General features: G+C 41.0%; 11 protein-coding genes. 9 read left to right on the forward strand and 2 right to left on the reverse strand.

Translation table 11 applies throughout. The features are described from left to right. The first annotated feature begins 82 nt into the window (after positions 1-82). From BJP37_RS25450 to BJP37_RS40055, 9 genes are all read left to right on the forward strand, one after another. Positions 83-2,974 carry a glycosyltransferase gene (locus BJP37_RS25450; RefSeq protein ID WP_075903000.1) on the forward strand — a complete coding sequence of 964 codons (2,892 nt, stop codon included), beginning with the start codon at positions 83-85 and terminating at the stop codon, positions 2,972-2,974. Then, positions 2,971-3,642 (forward strand): sulfotransferase family 2 domain-containing protein, encoded by a 672-nt coding sequence (locus tag BJP37_RS25455; RefSeq protein WP_075903002.1) that lies wholly within the window; start codon positions 2,971-2,973, stop codon positions 3,640-3,642. Before BJP37_RS25450 ends, BJP37_RS25455 begins: the two co-directional genes overlap by 4 nt. Next, positions 3,611-3,793, forward strand: coding sequence for a hypothetical protein (locus tag BJP37_RS25460; protein ID WP_075903004.1), 183 nt, complete (start codon positions 3,611-3,613; stop codon positions 3,791-3,793). The genes BJP37_RS25455 and BJP37_RS25460 overlap by 32 nt, the downstream gene beginning before the upstream one ends. A 65-nt stretch (positions 3,794-3,858) precedes the next feature. Next, entirely contained in the window at positions 3,859-4,683 is an 825-nt protein-coding gene (locus tag BJP37_RS25465; protein ID WP_143727785.1) for a sulfotransferase family 2 domain-containing protein, read from the forward strand. A gap of 760 nt (positions 4,684-5,443) precedes the next feature. Next, the gene (locus BJP37_RS25470; protein WP_198954180.1) at positions 5,444-5,932 is read left to right on the forward strand and encodes a hypothetical protein; all 489 of its coding nucleotides are present in this window, start codon (positions 5,444-5,446) and stop codon (positions 5,930-5,932) included. A gap of 243 nt (positions 5,933-6,175) precedes the next feature. After that, positions 6,176-6,763 carry a Uma2 family endonuclease gene (locus BJP37_RS25475; RefSeq protein ID WP_075903008.1) on the forward strand — a complete coding sequence of 196 codons (588 nt, stop codon included), beginning with the start codon at positions 6,176-6,178 and terminating at the stop codon, positions 6,761-6,763. Positions 6,764-6,766: 3 nt separating this feature from the next. Then, complete coding sequence (locus BJP37_RS25480) at positions 6,767-7,429, forward strand: type I restriction endonuclease subunit R (protein WP_075903010.1); 663 nt, start codon at positions 6,767-6,769, stop codon at positions 7,427-7,429. Positions 7,430-7,603: 174 nt separating this feature from the next. Beyond that, positions 7,604-8,671 (forward strand): tetratricopeptide repeat protein, encoded by a 1,068-nt coding sequence (locus BJP37_RS25485; RefSeq protein WP_229415444.1) that lies wholly within the window; start codon positions 7,604-7,606, stop codon positions 8,669-8,671. A 75-nt stretch (positions 8,672-8,746) separates the two neighbouring features. Further along, positions 8,747-8,908 (forward strand): hypothetical protein, encoded by a 162-nt coding sequence (locus BJP37_RS40055; RefSeq protein ID WP_158069770.1) that lies wholly within the window; start codon positions 8,747-8,749, stop codon positions 8,906-8,908. On the opposite strand, the gene BJP37_RS25490 is transcribed toward BJP37_RS40055, so the two are convergent. Both BJP37_RS25490 and BJP37_RS40060 read right to left on the reverse strand, forming a co-directional pair. Next, positions 8,854-10,650: an FkbM family methyltransferase gene (locus BJP37_RS25490; RefSeq protein WP_075903012.1), complete on the reverse strand. Its 1,797-nt coding sequence runs from the start codon at positions 10,648-10,650 to the stop codon at positions 8,854-8,856. The two genes, BJP37_RS40055 and BJP37_RS25490, sit on opposite strands and share 55 nt — an antisense overlap. Then, complete coding sequence (locus BJP37_RS40060) at positions 10,607-10,795, reverse strand: hypothetical protein (protein ID WP_158069771.1); 189 nt, start codon at positions 10,793-10,795, stop codon at positions 10,607-10,609. The genes BJP37_RS25490 and BJP37_RS40060 overlap by 44 nt, the downstream gene beginning before the upstream one ends. Between the last annotated feature and the right edge of the window lie 309 nt (positions 10,796-11,104).

The raw sequence follows: 11,104 nt of genomic DNA on the forward strand, positions 1-11,104 counted from the left end.
TCCCTACTCCCTACTCCCTACTCCCTACTCCCTACTCCCTACTCCCTACTCCCTGTTCCCTTTCCTCAAGGACCAATGACTAATGACAACTGAAACCCTTGTCATCGTAACCAGTATTGCACCAGGAAATATTAATAAGCAACAAGCAGCTATTAATAGTTGGCTTAATCTAGGATTTGAGGTTGTTTCATTAAATATTCTAGAAGAGATTGAGAAACTCCAGCCTTTATATCAAGACATTAAATTTCACAGAGTATTTCGGGATGGACGAGAGCATTATGGTAAGCCTTATGTTTACATTGATGACCTCTTATCCTATTTGCGTGAGTACGGTAGCCAAATCTGTGGAATTGTTAACGCAGATATTATCTTAAAAGCTGAGCAGGATTTTACAGAATTTATTCGAGAGCAAACTCAAAACTCTATCCTGCTCGCTTCACGAGTCGATGTTGATACTGCTGAATCAATCAACGGTGAGATTTACGATGTTGGGGTTGATGTGTTCTTTTTTGAAAAAGAACTGCTGGAAAAATTCCCATCCTCTGACTTTTGTCTTGGTATTCCCTTTTGGGATTTCTGGGTACCAGTGATTGCTTGGCAACAAGGGTTAACCATAAAAGACTTAGTTTCTCCCGTTGCTTATCATGTCAAGCACTCCACCAACTATAGCTACGAAATCTGGCAAAAATCAGCCCTTAATTTTACCAAAATATTTGCTCCAGCTCGGTATCATTATTATCAAGAAAAAGCTGATATCAACTTTGTTGATTATGACTTAATTGGTCACATCGATAACTATATCGTTCAGCAATTCTTGACAATTTATCAAAACAGTAAACAACCGATTATATATAAACCCAGATTACCTGATGCTCAGAATCCGGTCTATAGCCATACCAATACTAAAAATCACGATTATAATTCTTTGGTCTGGTCAGCCTGGAGCTCTTATCATGCTGGTAATTTTACCACTATGGCTGAGGAGTTAAAAAACTCTTTAAGCATTACCCCTTACCAGGCAACAGAAACGATTTCTGATTGGATAGAGCAGTTTACAACATTTTCAGCTGCTCATGGTTCTCCATTCAATTCTTATGGAGTCAGTAACCTACCGGAATGGCAAAATCTAATACGCTCTACTCTGCTTAATCGACCATTTAGTACCTATAAATGGAAACCAAAAGTATCCATCATCACATCAGTCTTTAAAGGGGATAAGTATATTGAACACTTCCTCAAGGATATTACCCAGCAGACTGTTTTTGCTGAATGTGAATTACTATTGGTTAATCCCAATTCTCCGGGAAATGAAGAGCCTGTGATTAAAAAGTATATGACCAGGTATCCCAATATTATCTATATAAAATTGGATGAAGACCCAGGGCTGTATGAAGTTTGGAACATGAGCATTCGACTAGCCCGTGGTCACTATATTACCAACGCTAATCTGGATGACCGCAGAGCTCCCAGACATATCGAAGAACATATGAGAGCCTTGGATGAGCATCCTGATGTGGACGTGGTTTGCGCTCCTCTGAAAGTTACGATGCAACCCAATGAAACCTGGGATAATAATACAGCTCATGCTGTCTGGTATGTGGGATTTCCGGAGTATTTTGGAACCGAAGACTTTTTTCAAGAAAAGTGGTGGGCTGAAGGGGAGGAAAAAGGTAAGATCGGCTCCCAAAATCTTCCCCATTGTATGCCGGTATGGCGGAAGAGTGTCCATGAAAAAAATGGCTATTTCGATGAAATTGAGTATGGCGCGAGTGCTGATTGGGAATTTTGGTTACGTTGTTCAACTAACGGGTCTAAATTCATGCTCTTGAGGGAACCTTTAGGAATTTACCTAGAAGACCCTCAATCCTATAACAGGCGGTTTGAATCAACGGTTGATTTTGAGAAAAAAATTTTACAGGAGTATTATGTACCGCTAACTGAGAAATCCAATGGTAATGGAAGCCTTGATGTCTCCCAAACTGAAGAGCAGGATTCAGGGTTTGAAGACTCTGGGGATTATCCGAAAAAACTCAATCTTGCCTCTGCTTTACAGTATCATTATGGGGAGCATCGCTCTGGATGGTCTTATGCGATGAATAGCTTGAAAGCCTTACACAATGATGCTGGAATTTTGGTGGATGGCTTCATAGAAAAGAAATTCGCCTGGGGATCGGATCCTGGAGATTGTAACAACAGCCCAACGGCTTATACAGAGCCTTGGATTGGATTCATCCATTGTCCTCCCTATGCTCCTAAATGGTTTCAAGAACACCTGTCACCTCAGAGAATATTTGAAAGTCAGTTGTGGCAAGAGAGTATTAAGTATTGTCAAGGTCTATTTTGTTTGTCTGAAGACTCTCGTCGATGGCTCCAAAAGCAGCTAGATGTGCCGATTGTTAGCGTTATCCATCCTACAGAAACCCCAGATGTTACGTTTTCCATGGATAAGTTTTTGGCAAATCCTGAGCCAACTATTATCCAAATTGGGATTTGGTTGCGGAAGATGCACTCTATCTACTATTTACCGGTAAAAAATTACAAAAAGGTGGTGTTACGTAAACCCTATGCTGGGGAAATGTTACACACTGAAAAACAAGTATTTAATTTACAGCCCAATTACAGTTATGTGCAGATAGTTGATTATTTGCCCAATGATGAGTATGATGAGGTCTTGTCAAAGAATATTGCTTATTTGGAGTTGTATGACACCAGTGCCAATAACGCGATCATTGAGTGCATCGTTAGAAATACCCCGGTTTTAGTCAATCCGCTGCCAGCTGTAAAAGAGTATTTGGGTGAAGACTATCCCCTTTACTTCCAGTCTAGACAAGAAGCAGCGGCCAAAGCTGAGGATTTTGCTTTAATTGAGGAAACCTACCACTACCTGAAGCAGCACCCGATTAAAGAAAAGCTGAGCAACGATTATTTCTTAAAATCAATTGTTAAATCGGAAATCTATCAACAGTTATCATGAGAATATCCCACAAGCATAAGTTTGTATTCCTCAGCAAACCTAAGTGTGCTAGTACTAGTATTCGCAAGGCATTGGATCCTTACACCGATATTTCCAGTACCGATAAGAAGCGACATTACCATCACCATGTGCCAGCATCTCTGTTAAAGCAGCATTTTGAGCGTATGGGTTGGAACTGGAACAGCTACTTCAAGTTTATTAGTATCCGAAATCCTTGGGATATGCTGGTTTCTCTGTACTTCTATGCCAAGCCAGATCACCGAGGTATTTATTGGTGGGAAACAGCAAGAGCAATCCGTGTATCGGAAGACATTGTCGAAAAATACCCCTATAACCCAAACACCAGGATGCCATTCAAGGAGTGGATTAAGACTGGCAAATCTTGGGACTTGAAGCAGCAAAAATTTATTGATGATTTGTATAGCTATACTCTTCCTTACTATGTTTTTGATGATCAAAATAATTTCCTCGTCGATTATGTTATTCGTGTTGAACACTTAGAGGAAGACTTAGCTTTTGTCGCTTCAAAGCTAGGACTAAAGCTAGATTCTTTGAAGATAAATACTAGCAAGCATGACCACTACAGCCAGTATTATGATAGTGAGTCCAAAGCAATAGTATCCGAGATGTTTGAGTATGATATCAACTACGGAAAGTATTCTTTTTAAACTAGGGAATAGGGAATCGGGAATCGGGAATCGGGAATCGGGAATCGGGAATCGGGAATCGGGAATCGGGAGCAGGGAGCAGGGAACAGGGAACAGGGAACAGGGAATAAAATTTAGATGTACCTCACGCTTACTAGGAAACGCTAGATAATTTTTGAGTGCTCAGTGCTCAGTTATCAGTGCTAATTTTTGAGTGTTGAACTATAAAATATAGTGTTGATAAGACCTATAAGATACAGTCAAATTTATTACTCCTACTCCCTACTCCCTACTCCCTACTCCCTACTCCCTACTCCCTACTCCCTACTCCCTACTCCCTACTCCCTACTCCCTACTCCCTACTCCCTACTCCCTAAAACCCAGGACTTTTTCCCTCATCCAATTAATAACTGCTATAAAATGAGACTATCACACAAGCATAAATTCGTATTCATTGGCAAGCCCAGGTCTGGTGATACTACGATTAGACAAGCACTAGATCCTTACAGTGATATTGTTAGTACAGATAAACCGCGATACAACCATCCCCATGTGCCAGCATCTATGGTTCAACAGCATTTTGAACGCATGGGTTGGGATTGGAATAGCTACTTCAAATTCACTTCTGTTAGAAACCCCTGGGATATGCTTGTCTCTGTGTACTCCTTTGGAAATCCTGATCACAATGGCTTCTACTTTTGGGAGAAACAACAGTACAATCCTAACAAAAAAATGCCTTTTACCGAGTGGATCACTAAAGGAAAATCATGGGATATCAAGGCAGGTAAGCACTTAACTGATTTGTCGGCTTACTCACTGTCTTACTCGGCACTTGATGAGGATAACACGTTTCTTGTGGATTATGTTATCCGTTTTGAAACTCTAGAATCAGACGTAACTTTATTGGAGTCTCTGCTAGGACTGAAGCTGAATTGTCCGAAGATAGAGCAAGACAAACATAATGATTACACTAATTATTATAATCAGGAGTCTATAGACAGAGTCGCTAATTTATTTTGGTATGACATTAAGTATGGCAATTATAAGTTTGGGATGGCGTAGTTGGCTAAGGCAATAGGCAATAGGCAATAGGTAATAGGTAATAGGCAATAGGCATGCTAGCAAGAGCATGATCGCGCTGCTGGCGTAGGGTGGGCAGTGCTTACCTTCGAGATTGTCAGGTTTTAAATTGGTATTATGCACTGCCGACCTGAGGATTAATTTTATTAAAAATGTAGACAATTAAGTACTATTTTATAATTAAGTTACTGTCGGTGGGCAGTTCCTATAAAAGCTATCGAGCCTACCGAAAACCCCGGTGAGGTTATGACCACCTTGATTCGATATTTATACGTAGACTAGGATAGGGTTTTGCCAGGGTTTGACGCCCTGGTGACTAGGAATTGTGGAGCTTATTTTTAAGCTATCAGCTTATGGGCTACGCGCACGCTAAGCGAACAGCTATCAGCCAATGGCTGACCACTGACCACTGACGAATGTATTAGTTGATCAGTAGTTATTCAGATTTGAATGCAGTTAAGCTGTACTTGTTGACGTTTACACAATAGAATTCGGTCAAGCATTGGGGTTAACCAAAACTTGACCGATCTTTTTTTTTATTAATATGCTGTATCCCTTGCTACACAAAGGTAGATACCAGTTATATTACCCTGTCAATACCCTTTCATGTAAAATTTTGTTGCAGAATTAATCATTTCTGGGAAACTGAAGCACACTTAAAGGTGTCAGAGAAAATCCTAGTGAAATTACCTGTCAAATTTGGCTGAAACCGATTGTTGATATTCTGGGAGAGGAGGTAATTTTGGCTGGAAAAATTACCGCTTTAATGGTTGCTGTCCACTTAGACGCTCTGTATCTGGAAAGCGATCGCGTTGTAGTAGAGGCGATGACAGATTTTAGCCGCCTTCCTTATTTTGATGGTAAGCGAGACGTAAATCATAATATTGCCAATATTAGTGAAGAGATTGTTTCTCAACCTTTTCAAAATCAGAATTTGTATCTGAAAGCGGGAATTCATTTACATTGGGCGTTGCCAGATGCTTTGACCAAGGGAATTCAAGTTACTGATGACAATAAGCAGACTAAAACAGTTTTTCCACCTGTTCCTAATCCTTGGTTAGTGACACGCAGTAACAAGGATAACCAGATTGAAAAGCAATGGGTGGTAGAGAGTGATTATCTCTATCCTGAAGGGAAAGGAAGTCAGGTGGGTAGTATTGCTTATCCCAACAAATTGGGTCAGCGTAGCTCAGAATTTATCAATCCGTCGCAGGGCACCAAGCTAGAATAGAATCGGAAAATCCTTACTGCCTAACGCACCCTACCAACTGAACTACAGGATCAAATATAGCACTACACATTAAGGTGTTTGACATGGATACAAGCAGCAAAAGCTGTTGTAGTCAACTTTAGCATGCATGGCTTTTGCCTAAAGCCCTTGCGCGTAGCGCTATACTGAGCGGAGTTTGCAAGATACACCTATCCTAAAGAGTAATGGCAACTGAACAACGATCGCAGCATCAGGAACATTAATATGGTGATTCAAACAGAAAAACGGTACTACACGCCTGAAGAATACTTGACATTAGAGGAGGAAGCGATAGATAAACATGAATATCGAGATGGAGAAATCATCCTCATGACAGGAGGCACGACAAATCACAATCAAATTGCGCTCAATTTCTGTCGCAAATTTCCTTTGACAATTAAGGAGCAAGAATATTATATCTATATCAATGATGTCCGCTTGTGCATAGCGCAATATCGCCTCTATACCTATCCTGACGTAATGGTAATTAAAGGAAAACCAATCTATGAAGGAATGGGTAAGACAAACGTAACCAATCCTTCACTCATTGTGGAAGTCCTTTCTAAATCGACGCGGGATTACGACTGGACGGATAAATTCATATATTATCGTTCTATCCCTGAATTTCAGGAATATATTTTAATCGATCAATATCGTTTTTATGTGGCTCAATATTTTAAGCAAGAGGATGGGCAATGGCTTTTCAATGATTATCAAGGGGGAGAATCAGTTTTAAAATTGGCTTCAGCTGATTTTGAAATTTCGTTTCCAAATTTGTATGAAAGAGTAGATTTTGAGTTGGATGAAGAGTGAATAATGATTCAAAATTACCCCATTTCCAAAACGATCGCTACCTTAGCTGACTTGAAGCAAAGGTTTAATTTATCTCCTACAGATAATGACCTTTTCTTTCAGGAATGGCAACAGGATTTACCTCAACTAACTGCTCAAGAACAAGAGAACCTAGACCAAATTCAAAGACGATTTTTACGTCATAGAGAACGAAGTCCTCTCCCAGAAGGTGTGATTAATCAATTACTAATTGGACCTTTACTTACTTTGGCAGGTTTATATGATGAACCTTTCTATGTCACTACTGAAACGACTGTTGAAGTGGAAGTAGAAGACAAGGATGAAATTTTACGAGGTCGAATTGATACTTTAGTTATTGCACAACAACTTTGGGTTCTCTTGGTTGAATCTAAATCTACTATTGCTTTTTCAGTAGCTTTACCTCAACTAATGACTTATATGATGGCAAATCCTAATCCTGAACGTCCTGTCTATGGTATGATTGGTAGCGGGGATGAGTTTTTGTTTGTTAAAATGTTGACCGAAGGTGTTCCCCAATATGATTTATCTAATCTTTTTTATCTGCTGCTACCTCGTAGGAATCAGTTATATGATGTCTTGCGTATTCTGAAGCAAATTGCTAAAATTATGGGTGCAAATATTGGGGTAATGAGTGATGTAAATTGAAGAGCGATCGCCTCCAAAACAGCTCTATATTCAATCTCGTAGGGTGCGTTAGACGGGAAAATTGTCAGCTTAGATCAGAATTTATCAATCCGTTCAGGGAACGGGAGTTGTGTTTTAGCCTTCAATGGTCATATTGTTGCCAAAGCTCAGATGCACCGGAAAAAACCAGGAAAAATGGACAAACAAAGACTACAAGCATACCTGAAGCTGATCGAACAAGTGCTAACTTGTCCCAGCGGTGAAGAATTCCAAATTCTTGAGAGCAACCGTGAGTCACTGGATTCAGAGTTATTGCAGGTAATGGCACAAGTAGCAGAACAACTGACAACAGAGGGCAAGCAAAACAGCGCTGAGGTTTTACTGGGTCTGAGGAGTGAGCTTTTAGACATGCTGGGAATCTCAGAAACCCCTACCTCAGCTAATCCCTCATCCCAAGACTATCTGGAATTTTTGACAGAGGTATTGCTGGCAACTGACAACAGCGATAGCGACCCCAAAGTGATCTACCCACTCCTGGCAGCCAACCTAGACAAACTTGATGATAAGTTGATCGATATCCTGGAAACCTGGGCAAGTCCTAAACTCTCAGAAGCTGAAGCAGAATACATCGCTAGAGTTATTTGGGAATTCAGCCACCTGATCCAGCAGTTTCCCCTAGGCAATAAAGCCAATAACATCGAAATCGCCATTGCTGGTTACAAACAGGTGCTAAAGGTCTTTACCCGTGAGAGTAAGCGGGAAAGTTGGGCAGGGATTCAAACTAACCTGGGGGAAGCCTACAGAAACAGAATCCGTGGGGACAAGGCTGAGAATCTAGAACTTGCCATTGCCCATTACCAACGAGCATTGTCAGTTTACACCAAATCAGATTTCCCTATCTATTGGGCAATGACTCAAACCAACCTAGGGGAAGCCTACAGAAACAGAATCCGCCACCACAGGGCTGAGAATCTAGAACTTGCGATTGCCCGATACCAACTAGCCTTGTCAGTTTACACTCAATCAGACTTCCCCTACCATTGGGCAGGGATTCAAACCAACCTGGGCGAAGTCTACAGTGACAGAATCCGTGGGGACAGGGCTAAAAATGTAGAACTTGCTATTGAAGCATTCCAACAAGCTTCGTCCGTTCGCACCAAACAAGACTTACCCATGGCTTGGGCAATGACTCAAAAAAACTCTCAAAACAACCTTGGTCTTCCTATAGTCACAGAATCCGTAGTTATAAGCAAGACAATCTGAAAAAAGCGATACAGTTGTTTGATTCAGCAGTGGTGCGTTACGGGTAGCAACCTAACCCTGACTACGAGGCGAAACATGAATGCCCCCCTAACGCACCCTACCCAACTTTATTATGCACTCCCCACCCGACTCCCGACTCCCGACTCCCGACTCCCGATTCCCGATTCCCGATTCCCTACTCCCTATTTCTTTTTAAGAGAAACTAATGATGGGACAAAAGCAGAGAGTCGTAGATGAATTATCTTCGCTTGATTAAATAAGCCATCTTTGATCAGGTGAGGCAGAGGCTGTGGTCTGACATTGTAAATATTGTTGTCTATGACCTTTACTTTGCCTCCTTCTTGCTCAAAGAAACCCGATTGTAATAACTGGTTGAAATAGTACTGGTCAGCAAAATGTCCGGCTCTCATATCTGAGTCATTTCGTTGGGAAATCATAGTAATCCAGCCATCAATCATTTTAGTAATGAATTCGCATTTTTTAAAAGCGAATACTCCTGTATTAATGTATTTATGGGATTTATATCCAATAAATTTATAGGGGTGTTTACTATAGTCAACATTAGGTTCTCTGGCTATACATAAATCACAGTCATCTAGTAAGGAAAATATCTCGGAAATATCAGCAACGACTAAGGTGTCTGTATCAAGAAATAGAGTTTTTTGATAAGGGCTATTTTTCAAGATGTCTACTTTGAGTTTATGAGGATTTTTATTTTCGTTTAAGGGATAGACTGTACAACCATCTAACTCCCCCATGGCGCAATCAGTAAATAGGGAGATGGGGATGGTAGGATTGGATTTATTGAAAAATTTATAAGCATTAAGAAATTCTTGTTTAAATTTTTCACCAATGGCTAAAAAAATGACACCACAGTCGTGGCTTGTGTCATTTTTTTGACTAGGGTTGCCTTGGAAACCTTTACTATGGTTTTTACTATGGTGTTTATACAGACCTTCTAATAAAGCTTCGCCAAAATTATCTTCTGACCACTGGAAGTTAGGGTTAAGGGACATCCCTAAGCGATACTCAGTTACTGCTTCAGCTGCCATGCCTTTTCGGGCTAGGGCTTTGGCTAAGGTGATATGATACTGATGGTGATCAGGCTTCAGTTCAATGGCTTTACGGTAAAATGCGATCGCAGATTCCAGATGACCTTGTTTCTCTAAGACATCCCCCAAGTTGTGATGAGAGGAAGATATGGTGGGATTAAGCCCAATCGCACGACGGTAAGCGATGATAGCTTGATCAAGCTGATTATTTGCTGTGTAAGCTTCCCCTAATTTATGCTGGAAGCCACAGAAGTATTGTGCTTTTGCTGGTACTGCCAGTACATCAATTCTCTCAGTGTTGAGGCTGGTCTTTGGTTGTATTGGTTGTAAATCGTAATCATGTCGCTTCAGAAAATCGTAAATCTCTTGTCGATTCCCGAGGGTTCGTTTAAATACTTTCTCGTTAATCTCAATCACCATCCGAGGTTGATGTTGATAGATAGTCTCTTCCGCTCCTTTGAGGGCTTTCAACTCCCAACCTTCTACATCAAACTTGATCAAGTCTAGCTGGCTAAACTCAAAGGAATCTAATGGAACAGCTCGAATGGTTTGTGAGTTCTCTGAATAGGAGCAAAAACTCTCTCCTGTATTCGGTCGAATCACCAAATTCAGGGTTTCTTCTTGGTCTGAAAGGGCATAGTTATAGGATTCTGCCCCTGGTACATTTAACGTGAGACATTCATAAGCTTCTGGCAGGGGTTCAAATGCTAACACTCGACCAGTTAGGCCAACTTTATTCAAGTAAGCAATGGTGTGATCGCCAATGTTGGCACCAACATCTATGGCAACACCACCCCTTGGTATATGGGGTAAAATCCCCCTCAGCAGTGATTGATCGTGATCTAAGCGTCCTACTTTTGGGATTAATTGAGTCCTGTAGGTATCATCTGCAATTAATGCAATACCATTCCAAAATTTGATTGCCATAGTTAGGTTTTAAAGGGAACAGGTAATAGGGAATCGGGAATCGGGAAAAGGGAGTAGGGAGTAGGGAGTAGGGAAAAGGGAGTAGGGAGTAGCGGATATGGGAAAAAATCCTGGGCTCTTCTAGAGTAGTTATGATATATAGCAATTCTACGACTTGTGAGGTACAAATTTCTGGGTTTTAGGGAGCAGGGACTTCGGAGCAGGGAGCAGGGAAGAGGTAAGAGTAACCCACCCCTAACCCCTCCCAGGAGGGGAAGTGAGGGAAGAGGGAAAAAATAATGTGTACCTCATAGCTACGAGAAACGCTATAGGGTTTTTATCTGGGTTGTAAACACACTTCTTGCCTTCAAACTTTAGCATGTATGCCTCTTGCCTCTTGCCTCTTGCCTGTTCCCTATTCCCTATTCCCTATTCCCTATTCCCTACTCCCTACTCCCTACTCCCTACTCCCTAC

The sequence above is a fragment of the Moorena bouillonii PNG genome, assembly GCF_001942495.1.
Lineage (GTDB): Bacteria > Cyanobacteriota > Cyanobacteriia > Cyanobacteriales > Coleofasciculaceae > Moorena > Moorena bouillonii.

Excerpts from the sequence above, each read along its gene's own strand:
- BJP37_RS25450 (WP_075903000.1), top strand. The coding sequence starts at position 83 with ATGACAACTGAAACCCTTGTCATCGTAACCAGTATTGCACCAGGAAAT.
- BJP37_RS25460 (WP_075903004.1), top strand. The coding sequence starts at position 3,611 with ATGATATCAACTACGGAAAGTATTCTTTTTAAACTAGGGAATAGGGAA.
- BJP37_RS40055 (WP_158069770.1), top strand. The coding sequence starts at position 8,747 with ATGAATGCCCCCCTAACGCACCCTACCCAACTTTATTATGCACTCCCC.
- BJP37_RS25475 (WP_075903008.1), top strand. The coding sequence starts at position 6,176 with ATGGTGATTCAAACAGAAAAACGGTACTACACGCCTGAAGAATACTTG.
- BJP37_RS25485 (WP_229415444.1), top strand. The coding sequence starts at position 7,604 with ATGGACAAACAAAGACTACAAGCATACCTGAAGCTGATCGAACAAGTG.
- BJP37_RS25480 (WP_075903010.1), top strand. The coding sequence starts at position 6,767 with ATGATTCAAAATTACCCCATTTCCAAAACGATCGCTACCTTAGCTGAC.
- BJP37_RS25490 (WP_075903012.1), bottom strand. The coding sequence starts at position 10,650 with ATGGCAATCAAATTTTGGAATGGTATTGCATTAATTGCAGATGATACC.
- BJP37_RS25455 (WP_075903002.1), top strand. The coding sequence starts at position 2,971 with ATGAGAATATCCCACAAGCATAAGTTTGTATTCCTCAGCAAACCTAAG.